The 15,909-nt window shown below is 34.6% G+C and carries 13 protein-coding genes; 4 read left to right on the forward strand and 9 right to left on the reverse strand.

What is annotated here, in order from left to right:
- Window positions 1–11 precede the first annotated feature (11 nt).
- Window positions 12–2,039 (reverse strand): thioredoxin domain-containing protein, encoded by a 2,028-nt coding sequence (locus ACTB0X_RS07315; RefSeq protein ID WP_463024344.1) that lies wholly within the window; start codon window positions 2,037–2,039, stop codon window positions 12–14.
- 106 nt (window positions 2,040–2,145) lie between these two features.
- Between ACTB0X_RS07315 and ACTB0X_RS07320 the strand changes: the two genes are divergently transcribed.
- On the forward strand, window positions 2,146–4,830 hold the full coding sequence (locus ACTB0X_RS07320; protein WP_463024345.1) for a gliding motility-associated C-terminal domain-containing protein: 2,685 nt from the start codon (window positions 2,146–2,148) through the stop codon (window positions 4,828–4,830).
- Here ACTB0X_RS07320 and ACTB0X_RS07325 read toward each other — a convergent pair.
- The 7 genes from ACTB0X_RS07325 to ACTB0X_RS07355 form a co-directional block, all read right to left on the reverse strand.
- Window positions 4,827–5,306 carry an LEA/WHy family protein gene (locus ACTB0X_RS07325; protein ID WP_463024346.1) on the reverse strand — a complete coding sequence of 160 codons (480 nt, stop codon included), beginning with the start codon at window positions 5,304–5,306 and terminating at the stop codon, window positions 4,827–4,829. The two genes, ACTB0X_RS07320 and ACTB0X_RS07325, sit on opposite strands and share 4 nt — an antisense overlap.
- A 3-nt stretch (window positions 5,307–5,309) precedes the next feature.
- Window positions 5,310–6,680 (reverse strand): dipeptidase, encoded by a 1,371-nt coding sequence (locus ACTB0X_RS07330; RefSeq protein ID WP_463024347.1) that lies wholly within the window; start codon window positions 6,678–6,680, stop codon window positions 5,310–5,312.
- Between the two features lie 16 nt (window positions 6,681–6,696).
- Window positions 6,697–8,220: a 2,3-bisphosphoglycerate-independent phosphoglycerate mutase gene (gpmI, locus tag ACTB0X_RS07335; RefSeq protein WP_463024348.1), complete on the reverse strand. Its 1,524-nt coding sequence runs from the start codon at window positions 8,218–8,220 to the stop codon at window positions 6,697–6,699.
- Window positions 8,221–8,294: 74 nt separating this feature from the next.
- Window positions 8,295–9,194 (reverse strand): mechanosensitive ion channel family protein, encoded by a 900-nt coding sequence (locus ACTB0X_RS07340; RefSeq protein ID WP_463024349.1) that lies wholly within the window; start codon window positions 9,192–9,194, stop codon window positions 8,295–8,297.
- Window positions 9,195–9,203: 9 nt separating this feature from the next.
- Window positions 9,204–10,646, reverse strand: coding sequence for a two-component system sensor histidine kinase NtrB (locus ACTB0X_RS07345; RefSeq protein ID WP_463024350.1), 1,443 nt, complete (start codon window positions 10,644–10,646; stop codon window positions 9,204–9,206).
- Between the two features lie 47 nt (window positions 10,647–10,693).
- Window positions 10,694–12,097: a sigma-54-dependent transcriptional regulator gene (locus ACTB0X_RS07350; RefSeq protein WP_463024351.1), complete on the reverse strand. Its 1,404-nt coding sequence runs from the start codon at window positions 12,095–12,097 to the stop codon at window positions 10,694–10,696.
- Between the two features lie 31 nt (window positions 12,098–12,128).
- Window positions 12,129–12,491 (reverse strand): response regulator, encoded by a 363-nt coding sequence (locus ACTB0X_RS07355; RefSeq protein ID WP_463024352.1) that lies wholly within the window; start codon window positions 12,489–12,491, stop codon window positions 12,129–12,131.
- 152 nt (window positions 12,492–12,643) lie between these two features.
- Between ACTB0X_RS07355 and ACTB0X_RS07360 the strand changes: the two genes are divergently transcribed.
- On the forward strand, window positions 12,644–13,150 hold the full coding sequence (locus ACTB0X_RS07360; RefSeq protein WP_463024353.1) for a hypothetical protein: 507 nt from the start codon (window positions 12,644–12,646) through the stop codon (window positions 13,148–13,150).
- Between the two features lie 29 nt (window positions 13,151–13,179).
- Here the strand turns inward: ACTB0X_RS07360 and ACTB0X_RS07365 are convergent, their stop codons facing one another.
- A complete protein-coding gene (locus ACTB0X_RS07365) occupies window positions 13,180–13,743 on the reverse strand; it encodes a hypothetical protein (RefSeq protein ID WP_463024354.1) in 564 nt (187 codons plus the stop codon).
- Window positions 13,744–14,091: 348 nt separating this feature from the next.
- On the opposite strand from ACTB0X_RS07365, the gene ACTB0X_RS07370 reads away from it, so the two are divergent.
- Both ACTB0X_RS07370 and ACTB0X_RS07375 read left to right on the forward strand, forming a co-directional pair.
- A complete protein-coding gene (locus ACTB0X_RS07370; RefSeq protein WP_463024355.1) occupies window positions 14,092–14,601 on the forward strand; it encodes a hypothetical protein in 510 nt (169 codons plus the stop codon).
- 302 nt (window positions 14,602–14,903) lie between these two features.
- Window positions 14,904–15,419 (forward strand): hypothetical protein, encoded by a 516-nt coding sequence (locus tag ACTB0X_RS07375; protein WP_463024356.1) that lies wholly within the window; start codon window positions 14,904–14,906, stop codon window positions 15,417–15,419.
- Window positions 15,420–15,909: the final 490 nt, after the last annotated feature.

The following is a 15,909-nucleotide window of genomic DNA, read 5'->3' on the forward strand; positions in this document are numbered from 1 at the left end:
TTCAGTGTGCTTTATTTTTTAAGTTGTTCAATTGCTGCACTAACCGACTCTGTTGGCTGATTGCAGGTTTTGTTAGTGCAAACGTAGATGTAGGTTTTATTTTCTACAAATCTATTTTTTAATAATTCCAACTGGGAGGGCTCATTGGTAGAGATCACAATCTTATTCGGAATATAATTGCTCAAAAGCGAATTTTGTGCCGTTTTATTGTCTTTTCCAATTATTGCTACTTCATAAAAATTAACCAAATGATGGATTAGTAGAATGCCCCAATTTGAGAATGCACTTCCAAATTGATAAATTTGTTGGTGTACATTTTCTAGCATTTGTTTAGCTGTACTAAGGTGTTTTTCTTCTGCCTTTATGTGTCCTAATTTAAAAAGTACTGAGGCTAAAACAGAATTGGATGATGGGATTACATTGTCCATGAATTCCACTTTTCGAGTGATTAAAGGATCGTCTTGCTGGTCTGTAAAAAAGAACATTCCATTGGTTTTATCATAGAAGTTGGTGTAACAATACTCAACCAATGTATTGGTGTGAGTCAACCATTTCTCATCACCGGTCGCTTCAAATAATTGAAGAAACGCTTGCGCACAAAAAGCATAATCTTCCAAAAAACCCAAGATACTTGATTTCCCATTTTTAAAGTTGTGCCATAATCCGCCGTCTTTTTTTACTTGGTGCTCTAGTATAAAATTCGCACAATAAATCGCCTTAGTTAAATAGTCTTCATTCTGAAAACTATTAGCTGCATCTATCAATCCGGTTATCATTAGCGCATTCCAAGAAGTAAGCGTTTTGTCGTCTAATCCTGGAGGAATTCTTTTCTCGCGTATTTTAAGTAATCGCGAGTTGATCACGGCTAGCTTTTCTTCAATGAATTGTTGGGGTAAATTGAGCGTTGCCGCAATTTGTTCTACAGATTGATTTTGCATCAAAATGTAATTGTCGTCTTCCCAATATCCATGTGAATTAATATGATAATAGTGTTCAATTATTTCAAAATCTTCTTCGGCTATTTCTTTTAATTCGGCTTTCGTCCACACATAATATTTGCCTTCTATTCCTTCGCTATCTGCATCTAAGGCCGAATAGAAATATCCATCTGGATGCATCAATGTTGTTGTTATAAAATCAATTGCTTGTTCAACAACCTTTTTGTAGAGTGGGTTTGGTTTTAGCTGAAAAGCTTTTGAATACACACTAATTAGTTGTGCGTTATCATAAAGCATTTTTTCGAAATGTGGAATTTTCCAAATAGGATCTACCGAATATCTTGCAAAGCCTCCTCCAATCTGATCGTAAATTCCACCTTTTGCCATTTTTTCTAATGTCAAGTCGATGTGTGAATCAAGCTTTGCATTTGGTGCGTAGTAATTGGCATACAATAAAAATTCAAGATTGTTAGGCATTGGGAATTTGGGCGCTCTATTTGGTCCTCCATTTTCTAGATCAAAAGATTTAGACCATTCTTCTATAGTCGCAAGGATATCTTCTTTTTTAAATACAGGTGCTTCTACTACTTTTTCAACCAATTCAGATTGATTCATTCCTTTAGTTAGTTTATCCGCATATTCCAACACTTTAGAATGGTTGTTTTTGTATAGGTCTGCTAACTGTTTCAAAATATTGAACCATTGATCTTTTTTAAAATAAGTGCCACCATAAAATGGTCGCCCATCAGGCAAAGCCACACAATTCAATGGCCAACCACCTTGACCAGTCATCAGCTGCACGGCACTCATGTATACCTGATCGATATCTGGCCGTTCTTCACGATCCACTTTGATGCAAATAAAATGCTCATTCATGATTTTAGCTACCGTTTCGTCTTCAAATGATTCATGTTCCATCACATGACACCAGTGACAAGCAGAATATCCAACGCTAATAATCATGGGCTTGTTTTCATTTTTAGCCAGTGTTAAAGTTTCTGCATTCCAAGGTCTCCATTCCACTGGGTTGTGTGCATGCTGCAGCAAGTAAGGACTTGTTTCATTTATCAATAGATTGGTGTGCTTTTTTGTTGGTTCCATGGCCGTTTGTTTTCTTGAATATGCCAAAGTTACGTATCCCTTTCACCTTATGAATTTTGAATCAGGTTAATTATTTAACTTTACCCCTTCAATTGAATTTATTTGAATGAGAAAACTCTTTTTTCTGTTTACTTTATTTATGTTATTGGCTCCATTTATGAAATTAAATGCAGGCCATATTATTGGAGGAGAAATAGTATACAATTGTTTGGGTCCAGCAGGATTTAACTCTAGTGAATACGAAATTATTGTGAAGGTATATCGGGATTGTGAGTTTCCGGTGGGTCAAAATCGTGCTGACTTCGATGATCCATTACTTTTGGCTATTTACGATAACGCTTCATTAATATTGCAGCAACAGACGTTATCATTATCCTCCAGAGATACAATTCCATTAGCTATCTTTGACCCATGCTTGGTTTCTCTCCCATCAGTTTGTGTGGAAGTTGGGGTTTATACCATTAGATTAGTGCTTAGAAATAATAGCCAAGGATATACCATTAGTTATGCTAGGTGCTGTCGTTCCCCTATTTTAGATAATCTATTTTTACCTGGGGAACAAGGGATTACATTGACTACTCAAATTCCACCCACTGCTGCTAGCTGTAATTCATCTGCTTCGTTTAAGGATTTTCCTCCTATTGGAATTTGCGCCAACCGCCCTTTTGTTTTCGATCATGGAGCAATCGACATAGATGGAGATTCTTTGGTCTATGAATTCTGTGCACCGTTTAGTGGATTAAGCAATACCAATACCAGTGATTTTTCAGATCCACCTCCTTACTTTCCAGTAGGATATACAGGAGTATTCAATGCTCAAAACCCCCTGCCTGCAAACCCAAGTTTTAAAATTGATTCATCTACAGGGATTATTACGGGAACGCCAACACAAATAGGGAATTATGTAGTTGGAGTTTGTGTTTCTGAATATAGAAATGGCATATTAATTAATACGGTGAAGCGTGACTTTACGATTAATACAGCGCCCTGTGACCCGCTAATAGTTTCTGCCGTTCAGTCACAAACTGCTGCATGTGACGGATTGACCATTACATTCAATAACTTGAGTACAGGTTCAACCCGTTTTCGTTGGGATTTTGGTGTTCCTGGAGTATTGAATGATACATCGATTTTGACCTCTCCAACTTTTACTTATCCTGATACTGGAACGTATAACATTACTTTAATAGCTGGTCCGGGTGCATTGTGTGACGATACTTCCATAGTAACCTATAAAATTTATGGCCCATTGGATGTTGATTTTGATTTGGATGCTTTTCAATGTACAGATACCAATAATATCGATGTTACTGTGAAAGGTGTCTTTGAAAGCTATGCCACTTTTGATTGGGATTTTGGAACTTCTGCTTCCATACAATCCTCTACGAATCAGGCTGTCAATAACATCAATTATGCCTCGTCTGGGTTAAAAACAATCACGCTTAAAACCAAACAAGGAGCCTGTGTGGATAGTGTGCGAAAAACAATTGATTTGGGCGGAAATGCGATTGCTAATTTTGGAGTCAACGTTTTAGATAACTGTTCTCCTGTGAATGTTCAAATTACTGATAGCTCTATAACTGATGCTGTTAATGTAGGTTATCTATGGAATTTTGGTGATGGAACCACATCAACTCAAAGAAACCCAACAAAACAATATGCAATTCCAGGTAGTTACACCATTTCGTTGCGAATCGACCAAAAAGATAGATGTATTGATACATCCTTTAAAGTTGCTAGTCAACCGATAAATGTAGCACCAAAGCCAGAAGCCTTTTTTATTGTTGGAGATCCGCAATGTTTTAATGGAAATGTTTTTAATTATTCGGCAACTGGAAATTTCAATAGCCAGTCTACTTTTAGTTGGAAATTTGATGGTCGGTCTTCAATCAGTCAAAGCAATTTGCAGAATAACACAGTAACTTATGATACCACTGGAAGGTTTCCGGTTCAGTTAATTGTAGAGGAGAATGGTTGCTCTGATAGTCTGGAGCTATTTGCGGAGGTCTATGCTAATCCAACGATTGATTTCTCAGTTTCTGATGATACGATTTGTTTCCCAGAGCAAGTGCAATTTTTTGATGGATCAACAGCTGCATCTGAAATATCCTATTTGTGGTTCTTTGGCAATGGAGATACTTCAAATTTAAAAAATCCAATAGTCCAGTACGATACGACTGGAATTTTTAATGTCTTTTTACAAATAAGAACCACCGATAAATGTATTGATACGCTCTACAAATCGTTGGATTCTGCTGTCACTATTTTTCCAAGACCAAATTCTGGATTTATTGCCTCAGATACTTCTCGCTCTATAAAAAGTGCTCAATTTGAGTTTATTGATACTTCATCTGCTTGGACTGAACGTGCACTTTATCTGGGGGATGGTTTTGTTGGTTACGACAGTATAGTGCGACATACTTTTACAAATGTTGGATTTTATCCGGTGACACAAGTGGTACAAAATCAGTTTTTTTGCTCTGATACAACGATAAAGTTGATCGAAGTATATGACGTGTTTGAGTTTGTTTTTCCAAATGTGTTCACGCCTAATGGCGATGGGATTAATGATATTCTTCGACCAACCGCTTGTGGAGTTATTGATTATAAAATATCTATTTTAAACCGATGGGGACTCACCATATTTACATCAAATGCATTAGAGCTTGGTTGGGATGGTAGAGTAGATGGTCAAAAATCTGACTCAGGAACCTATTATTATGTCGCAGAATTAAAGGATTTTACTGGCAAGTCACATATTTTCAAAGGAACTGTGAATTTATACCGTTAAAATTTTAACGGAACTCTTTCTTCTTCTGAAACTGGAAAATTTTTCGTGATCAAAAATGCACGTCCTTTTATGGTTCCATCTACTTTTACTTTAACATCAGAACGCCCTGAATTGGCCATGCTGAGAAGTTTTGGAATGACTGTAAACGGCAATTTGGATAAATTCAAACTAAATTGAATCTCATGCACTTCTTTGCTGTTTTTTTCTATTTTGAATGAATCCCCAAGAGAAGTTGAACCCAAGTCAATGCCTTCTACCTGAATGTTTAAATCTGCTCCAACAACAGATACACTAAATGAATTTGGGTTGTAAATTTCAGCGTTGACTACAAAGTCAACTTTACTGCCATTCATAGCCTCCATTTTTACTGATTGTATCGATGATAGTTCTATCTCTTCAAAACCTGAACAAGAGGTTAAGAAAGTAGCCATGATGATAAAAATCATCAGGACTACTTTAGTTGGTTTATTTTTCAATAGTTAATCTTTTAATTGTGAGAAGTTTTCAAAGAAATATGGAATCGTTTCAATTCCCTTCAAGAAATTAAAGACTCCATAATGCTCATTAGGCGAGTGAATCGCGTCTGAGTTTAATCCAAATCCCAAAAGAATGGATTTCAATCCCAACTCTTTCTCAAACAATGCAACAATTGGAATACTTCCACCTGCTCTTACAGGAATAGAAGGTTTGCCGAAGGTCGTTTCGATCGCTTGCGCTGCTGCTTGATAAGCAGGAATATCTATTGGAGTAACATAAGGCTCACCACCATGATGAGGCTTTACAACTACTTTCACGCTATCCGGTGCAATGGATTCAAAGTGCTTCTTAAACAATTCTGTAATCTCTTCACTAGATTGATTCGGTACCAATCGCATCGAAATTTTTGCATGCGCTTTAGATGGCAATACTGTTTTTGCACCTTCTCCAATGTATCCTCCCCAGATTCCATTTACATCCAACGTCGGACGAATTGAAGTTCGTTCAATCGTACTATACCCTTTCTCACCATGTACCTCCTTAATTTTTAAGTGATCTTTGTAATCATCCAAATCAAAAGGTGTTTTAGCCATCTCTGCTCTTTCTTCAGCACTTACTTCTGCTACATTATCATAAAAACCAGGAATTGTAATTCGATTGTTTTCATCAGTCAATGAAGCAATCATTTTACTCAAAATGTTAATTGGATTAGCTACTGCTCCGCCATATACACCAGAGTGTAAATCTCTGTTTGGGCCTGTTACTTCAACTTCTAAATACGACAATCCTTTCAGGCCAGTAGTGATTGAAGGATGTTCCATAGATAACATGGAAGTATCAGAAATAAGTATGATGTCTGCTTTTAAACGTTCTTTATTTTCTTTAATAAAAGCGCCTAAATTCACAGATCCTACTTCTTCTTCACCTTCTATAATGAACTTTACGTTACACGGCAATTGATTGGTTTTTACCATCAATTCCAAAGCTTTTACATGCATGTACATCTGACCTTTGTCATCTGCTGCTCCACGTGCATATATTTTTCCATCTTTAATTACTGGCTCAAAAGGTGGAGAATCCCACAATTCAATCGGATCTGCTGGCTGAACATCGTAATGTCCATAAACTAAAATCGTAGGAAGAGATGGATCGATCATTTTCTCACCGTAAACTACTGGATACCCTTTTGTAGGGCATAATTCTGTGTTGTCAGCTCCTGCTAATTCTAACGTTTTTTTAACAGCCTCTGCAGCTGCCATCGTATCTTTTTTGTAGGCCGAGTCTGCACTAATGGAAGGAATTTTAAGTAATTCCACTAGTTCATTTATAAATCGGTCTTTGTGTTCTTCAATGTATTCTTTAACGTTTTTCATCTTTTTGAAAATCAATTTAGTTGATTAATATTTTACCAGTCATTTCAGGAGGACATTCAATTCCCATCATGGTTAGGATGGTAGGAGCTATGTCTGCCAAAACGCCATTGTTTATTTCGGTGTGGTTCTTATCGATTAAAAACACAGGAACTGGGTTGGTGGTGTGTGCTGTGTTTGGCGATCCATCTGCATTAATTGCAAAGTCTGCATTTCCATGATCTGCAATAATTATAAAGCTGTAATCGTGTTTGATTCCCTCTTCTACAATTTGCTGCGTCAATCCATCTACCGTTTCTACCGCTTTAACAATCGCTTCAAAAACACCTGTGTGTCCTACCATATCTGGGTTTGCAAAGTTTAAACAGATAAAGTCGGCCGATTCTTTTTGGATTTCTTTGATGATGTTTTCCGCAATTCCTCCTGCGCTCATCTCAGGCTGTTGGTCGTATGTGCCCACTTTTGGTGATGGTATCATAATTCTACTTTCTCCTTCAAATGGCTCTTCTTGCCCACCTGAAAAGAAGAAAGTAACATGCGGATATTTCTCCGTTTCAGCAATTCGAATTTGTTTCTTTTGAGCATGTGAAATAACCTCACCTAGCGTGTTTTTTAGATTGTCTTTGTCAAATAAAATATTGATTTGATTGAAGCTACTGTCATAATTGGTCATGGTCACATAATGCAATGGCAAACTTATCATTCCATGTTCTGGAAGATCATTTTGAGTCAAAGCATAGGTGATTTCTCTGCATCTATCAGTACGATAATTGAAACAGATCACCACATCATCTCGCTCAATTCGAGCAATTGGTTCGTCTTCGGAATCCGTAAAAACAACTGGCTTTAGAAACTCATCAGTAATTCCTGCATCATACGATTCTTGGATGGCTTTCAGTGGGTCTTTAGATTTTACTCCAATTCCTGAGGTCAATAAATCGTAAGCAACTTTAATACGTTCCCATCGATTGTCGCGATCCATGGAGTAATATCTGCCTACCATGCTCGCTAATTGGGTATTAGAGCTTTTTAGTTTTTCTGCTAGTCGGCTAATGTGATCTTTTCCACTGGTTGGTTTACAATCTCTTCCATCTGTAAATGCATGAATAAAAACATCTTTTATCCCATGCGCGTCTGTGATATCAATTAGCTTGTTTAAATGCTTCGTGTGAGAATGAATCCCACCATCAGAAACAAGGCCCATTAAATGCACTTTCTTATTCTCAACTTTAGCATAATTAAGTGCTTCTTTTAGCACGATATTATCACTGATGCTATTGTCATCAATTGCTTTGTTGATTTTTACTAGGTCTTGAAAAATTACCCGACCAGCTCCGATATTCAAGTGACCAACTTCAGAATTCCCCATTTGGCCATCTGGTAATCCTACATGCAATCCATCCGTTCTCAATTGAGCATTCGGATATTTAGTATACAGACTATCAATAAAAGGAGTGTTCGCATGATGTATCGCGTCCGAGGCCGATTTGTCGCCAATCCCCCAACCATCTAATATGAGTAAGGCTACTTTTTGATTTGACATAATTGGTGTTTTTTGTAAAATTACTCCTAATGATCCACCCTAAAAAAGAGATTCGGTATAAATTGAGTTAAAAATTAATCCATTCTACTTTTCAACATAGTATTCAACTTCTCTCCACCCTTAATCCCAAAATCCAATGTTCGAATTGGGAATGGAATCATTATGTCATTTGCATCAAGCGCCTTTTTCAATCTAACAATAGCTTCGCTTTTAGCAGTATTGTAGGTTCCTTGAGTGGTATCTTTCAACCAGAATCGCAGATCGAAGTTGATCGAACTATCTCCAAATCCTGTGTAAATAAAATCTACTGAATCCTCTGAAGCAAGAAAGTCTGCTCCTTCTAGAGATTTTATAGCCACTTCTTTTACCTTTTCTAGATCGTCGCCATATGAGATTCCACATGTCAAGTCTACTCTTCTTCTATTGGTTTCTGAGTAGTTTTCAATTGCACTTTGGAAAACCATTTTATTGGGTAAGATAATTTCTTGTCCTTGAAAAGTGTGAATAATTGTAGCTCGTAAATTTATATGCTCCACTACACCCATATAGTCATTCGATTTAATGATGTCTCCCACTTTGAAGGTTTTCTGAACAGCTAAAAATATACCCGACATAAAATTGGCTGCTGTATCTTGAAAAGCAAATCCTAGTGCTAATCCAATTACGCCCACACCTGCCAGTAGGGAGGTAACAGTTTTGTCTAAGTTGAGAACCCCTAAAGCAAAGAAGAATCCAATAACAACAATTATCAATGAGATCGTATTTCCTAAAAGTTTAACTAGTGAAACATTGCTGGAAACGGTACCAAAAACTTTCCCTGTAATTCTTCGAGCAAGTTTAGATAGTAAATAAAATAGAACTAGAATAACTACTGCAACTAAAATGTTAGGCAGCATGTCAATAAAGTTAGTTGCCCATCCTATAAGTTTATTGCTAATGATATCGTATGCGTCTGTTATACTTAAGTCTTTCATTATGTTTATTTAATTCGGTTTAATGATTATTGTAAACTTAGTTCCTACACCTTTTTCGCTTTCAACATTAATTTGTGCTTCATGTGCATTAATGATGTTTTGAGTAGTAGTTAGTCCTAACCCCATTCCTGTACGTTTTCCGGTGTAAAATGCATCAAATAAATTATTCAATTTTTCTTTCTCTATTCCTTCTCCATTGTCTGAAATGGAAACAGATATTTTGTTGTTTTCCATACAAGTAGAAATTGTTAGTTCCCCTTGAGCGTCTGGTTTCATCGCTTCAATTGCATTGATGATAATATTCAATAAAGCAATTTTCATCTGTTCTTCATCAATGTTCGCTGTCGTTTTATTACAGTTAAATTCAGTTTTTAAAGAAATATTTTGCAGTTTAATTCGATCAGCAGCCAATTCAATTACTTTAGGAAGCATTTCATCGATATTTACTGAATCCATTTTAAGACTCGTAGGTTTTGCAGAGTTTAAAAGTTCTGTAATTAAATTATTAATTCGATCTGAATTACGTTTTATTATACCACTATACATCACAGCATCTTCATCGTCCTTTAAATCTTCCATCATTTGCTCTAAAGAAAGGTTGATGTTTGTTAAAGGGTTTCTAACTTCATGGGCGATACTTCTTGCTAACCGTCCCGTCATACCTAGCTTTTCTGCTCTTAGTATTTGTTGTTCATTCTCTTTTTGCTTCGTATTGTCTCTGATAATTCCTTGATAACCTTCCACTTCATTATGGATATCAAATAAAACGATAGTAGTAATGGAACAATTGAGCTGTTTGCCATCAGCTCGAAGTAGGGTTACTTCAAAATCTTTTATAAGTCCTTTGTGTAGCAGTGAAGTTTTAAATTTCTCATAGGTATTTTCCTTTTCAAACAGGAAACTGAGGTCATAGGTTGTTATTTCATCTTTTTCATAACCAAAAAGTGTAGTTAAAGCTTGATTTACCTCCATGAATTTTAGTGACTTATCCACAATGTAAATCGGGTCAATTGATCGTTGAAATAAGCTTTTGTATTTAACTTCACTATGATTCAGCTTTTCCAATACTCCGAATCGTTCTAACGCGTATCGGATAGAACGTTCTAATGTTTCTATATTCAAATCAGATTTGACAATGTAATCATCTGCACCATTTTTCATGGCCTGCATGTCTATTTCTCGATCCCCTTGACCAGTTAAAATAATAATCGGCTTTTTACATCCATTATTTCGAGCATGGATCAAAAGATCAAGTCCTGAGAGTTTTCCTAACCTGTAGTCAATTAGATATATATCAGATTCTGCATTTGTCAATAAATTTTCTGCCAAGTCAAAATCATTTACCCAATTTACCTCAAATTGAAATCCAACTATATCAGATAATAAATCTTCAGTAAGGATGAAATCATCTTCATCATCATCGATGATGGTTAATTTTACGTGGTTTATCATTTTGTCTGCATCAACTTTTTGGGTTAATATTCTTTAAGCAATACTATTTAATTTTTTAAATCAATATCATAACTCTCCATTTTATTATAGAGTGTTTTACGATCAATCTGAAGTACATTCGCAGCTTTAGTTTTATTATACCCAACCTGCTCCAACACTTTAATAATTGCTTTCCTTTCTGCGGCTTCAGCCACAGATTTTAGATCAGAATAAGTTTCGTTCTCATCATTACTTTCAGGAGCGAAATCATAAGTAGGAGAAATGATCTCCGCAGGTAAAGAGGTCTCTTCAATAAATTCCCCTGAACTCAATAAGACCGCTCTTTTAATAACGTTCTTGAGTTCACGGAGATTTCCATGCCAGTAATAATTTTTAATTTTTTGCAAAGCTGTTTTTTCAAATCCCTTGATGGATTTTTCTAGCTCCTCATTTGCAATGTTTAAAAAATGTTTAGCATATACCTCAATGTCTTCTTTACGCTCTCTTAAGGGCGATAAGTCGACCATAAACTCATTAAGTCTATAAAATAAATCTTCTCTGAATTTGCCATCTTTTGCTGCTGCAGTTAGGTCTTCATTACTTGCCGCAATTATTCGCACATCAATATCGAAGTCCTTGTTATCTCCTATCTTTCTAACTTTTCGTTCTTGCAGTACCCTCAAAAGCTTAACTTGATTATCATAGGATAAGTTGCCAATTTCATCAAGAAATATAGTTCCCCCATTGGCAAATTCAAAATGACCAATCTTATTGTTAATAGCACCTGTAAAAGATCCTTTGATGTGTCCAAATAATTCGCTTGCCGCCAATTCTTTAGGAAGAGCTCCACAATCAATTGCGACAAATGGAAAATCTGATCGTTTACTTTTTTGATGGATAGATTTGGCGATAAATTCTTTCCCTGTTCCACTTTCACCTTGTATAACAACACTCATGTCTGTTGGTGCAAGTAGGTTAGTTAATTGTTCTATTCTCTTGGATTGAGCACTCGTTCCAGTTACAAACTCTCTATTAATATTTAACGAAGACTTTTTCTTTAAAGGTTTGCTTTTTTTGGAAATTGGAGTAGATTCTTCAGTGAACTCTTGTTTGGTTATTAATGCTTTTTTTATTGCATGCAGTATTTCTTCATGAAAAATAGGTTTAGTGACATACTCTACCGCACCCATTTTTATGCATTGCACTGCAGTTTTTACATCTGAATAGCCAGTAATAATAATCACTTTGGTTTCAGGACGAATGGACTTAATAGACTTTAGCGCTTCGGTGCCGTCCATATCTGGTAATCGAAAATCGCACAATGCCAAATCTACTTGGTTCTTTTCAATGTAACTTAAAGCAGTTTTACCATTGTAAGCTAACTCTACCTCATATCCATTTTTTGAGAGGTACTTTTTCAATAAGAGACAGATATCTGTATCGTCATCTATTACTAATATTTTTTCTTTCATTTTTAGTGATAATTAAGTGGAGTATTTAGATTTAATAATTTATACTATCTATCGTTTTTAAAACCTCATTCCGATTTAAAGGTTTGTTTAAAAAGTACTGTATCCCATGATCGTTGGCTTCCATTCGTTCTTTTATCCCATCATATGCACTAACGATTATTATTTTTATTGCTGCATTTATCTTTTTTAATTTAGGGATGATTGAGAATCCAACACCATCTGGTAAATTTAAATCTAAAAAAACTATTTGTGGATTAAATTCTACAAATTTATGTTCGCCATCTACTAGTGTATGTGCAGATAAAGTTTCATGTCCTTCTTTTTTTAAAATGCTGCTAACTAGTAAACAAATGTCAATTTCATCATCTATAATTAGTATTTTTTTTCGATCCATAATTGTGTGTAATAATTCTACATTATTTGTTATTAAGTTTGAATTCAATTCATTTTTGTAATCTTAAATGATTGAATTTTAGAAGCCAAATAATAATTGGACTTAGTTTCCTAATTAATATTTATTTTTACAAAAAATAGACCCTTTTTAATATGAAGAATATTTCAGTTGCACTTTTGTTGAGTTTACTTACTTTGATGAATATAGAATTAAATGCTCAATCCAGTATCGCTGGTGTTGTGACTATTTATGGTAAGGTAATCTCAAATGAAAAAATGGTGGATGAATACACTATTACTGTTGTTAAAAACAATAAGGTGTTAAGTATGAGTGATGTTGATAATAAAATGGGTTACCGATTAGACCTTACTTTAGATGGAGTTTATTCCATTACATTTGAAAAGAGTGGATTTTTAACCAAGTCTGTTATTCTGAATGGTATGGTTGATAGCACATTAAATATTAATCGAACCACATTTCAAATGGATATTGATTTAGTAAGTGTTCAAGATTTCCTAACCGATGAGTTTTGCTTGTTGCCAGTAGCGAAAGTATATTTTGATCCAAAGGCTAACGCTTTCACATTTGATAAATCGTATACAAAGGAAATGTTGAAATTGTATGACCGAATTAAGAGTAAATCAAAGGCGAGTAAATAGTGGGCTTTAGAATTACAAAATAAATTTGATTAATTAGTCAGCTGCATTCTGTCCTGCATCTGCGATTCAATCAGTAAGTCTTTATATACTTTTTTCATTTTTTTAGTGTAAGATTTGTTGTGCTCAAATTTCTCCTTCCTATTATTATACTTCACAATTCCAACAGGTAAATCTAAAGCCGAAGTATTCACTCCATCCAATTCCTTTTCTGCAAAGACATCCATATCAAAACTGAATTCTGGTATGTTATTAGAATAATCTGCAGGGATAGATGTGTCGAAAATAAATCGCTTTGTATAATATCCATCTGCGTTTATTTCAATTGTGCAATATGAATTGATGGGTACATTAGTTTCAAAGTTATATCGAGCACTGCTTTCTACAGTTTTAAAAAGTCGATTACGGATATAAATATTGATCGTATACTTTCGTAATTTATTTCTATTGTTATAAATCAACCCCACCACTTTTATACTATCCTGCTTTATTAATGCAGGAATAATTATAGGTTTTGTTTCTTCAGGAATCTTTGAAATGGCAAGCATTGATATCATAATCAACAAAGCTGCAAGTATCTTTGGTAGGGCATTCATATTTCTTGTTTGGTGTTGATTTTTCTTAGGAGTTAACAAATGTATTAAAAAGGTTCAAATTATCGTTATAAATGCTATTTAACAGAGTAATTTGGTGGTTTAACCCCAGTAGTTAAACTATCGTCTAAAACTCCTTAGATGGCACAAATGGAAGTTTAATGATTACAAGTCTCAGATTTTTAGTTTAGATGATATTATTTCCATTACTCTATTTGAACTGTATAAATATGCTGTTTTTCCAAATCGTTTAATTTCGCAATCACGTTTGGAAATTCAAATGATCTCTTAGGAAGTCTCTTGTGTGTGTTCGCTTGCCATGTTTTTAGATTTACAATAGATTTAAAAACCATGATAAAGATGAACCCAAGAAAACTGATAACAGCGCTTTTATTAACAATGGTAACAGGAATTACTTTTGCTCAGAATGCCTCTTATTCCGAAATGTATTTATTCGAATTTGTTGGTAAAGTTACCACACAAGGAGAAAGCTCTAAAAATGTTCTAATTAAGGCAATGGATGGTGATACCTGCTTTTCCAACTATATGACTCGTTCTAATGGGAAATTTGCTTTTGCCGGAGAGGCAGAAAAGCACTTCGTATTGCAATTTGAAAAGCCTGGATTTAAAACCAAGCAGTTGATTTTAATTACAGATAATATCAATCACCTGAAGGATCAGTTAAATACTTTCAAATTCGAAGTAAACCTGACAAAAACAAAAAAAGGAGAATCTGATGAACAAGATATATCCTTGGTAGATGTTATTGAAATTAGTAATAGTGGAAATAAGTTTATCTATAAAAGCAATCGGAATAGGAGTGATTACGCTTATAAAAGTGAACAAATGGCCAATCGGTGATAGTTCGTCATTTGTGCTGATTTTTTTGTGACAGATCTTCTGGTAGAATTCTTTCACTTTACTCTTAGCAAATCCATTCAATAGTAGACTAATTGAAGGTAATGTTCTATTGAGATCATAAAAAAACCATGATATAGCCATATAACAAGTTTCTATTGTTGTAAAAAAGTAAACCACAAATAAAATAGTTCATTTAAACAGGAGCCAACCGTTGGGAAGCGAAAAGTGGACTATAGGAAGTTTGTCGTTTCTTCAAAATTTCTTTCGAAGTAAATTTATTTTATAATTTAAAAATAATAAACATGAAAAATCAATCGCTAAACTTTAAATTTTTATTGATCACGTTTTCTCTGCTAATTCTTACTTCAAAATATGCCTCTGCTCAATTATTAAATAGTCATGAATTTTTAGGAACTGTATTTATAGAAGATGAAAAAGCTAAGGATGTTACAGTGAAAGTATTCGAAGGAAATAAGTGTTTCTCAGACTATCAAACAAGATCGAATGGGAAGTTTATTTTTACTGGGGAAAATGAAAAACACTATACCCTCCAATTTGAAAAAGAAGGGTATATAACAAAAAGAGTCATAATAAAGACTTTTTACACTCAAGGCTTAACAGATGTAATTAACACCTATAAATTTGATATAAGTTTAGACAGAAAAATGCCAGATGTAGACGACAGTCTTTACGATTTTCCGGTAACTATTATCGAATTTGATTACGTTAATAATGAATTTACTTTCAATGAAAAGTACACCAAGAGTAGGTTAAAAACTATTTTCTCAGCAAAAAATAATCAAGTCGTTATATATTAATATCAATTCTTTTTTTAGGATTTTAAAAGCTTAGAAAGTCTTATGATTAATTTATAATCGAACACTTCTAAATCCCATCCACATGGATGGGATTCCTTATTTTTAGCCTTCTTGCTGATAATCATATCAGCAAGAAGGTTTTTTGATCTGAACCAATATTCTCTATTCAGATTTAATTTACCATTACCTCATATTTTTGAAGTTTGGAATAGCTAAACTATAAATTGATGATGGTTTGGAGCCTAGGAAAGCCCTTCTCTAATTCGTTTTATTTAACAGGATGATTTGGTAGTCTTGATTCTATATGAAGTATGTAGTTTTCAGAAGATAGCTTTGGGCTCATAGCTATTACTAAGATATAGCAACTAACCATTGGGTATTTCTAATGGTATAGGAATATCTTCTGTGCTATCGTTCTAATATACTTTTGATTGAATTAAACAAAACCCCCTAAGCTTTAAAAATAGGCTTAGGGGGTGGATTTTAATTA

It is taken from the genome of Acidiluteibacter sp. (genome assembly GCF_055129545.1).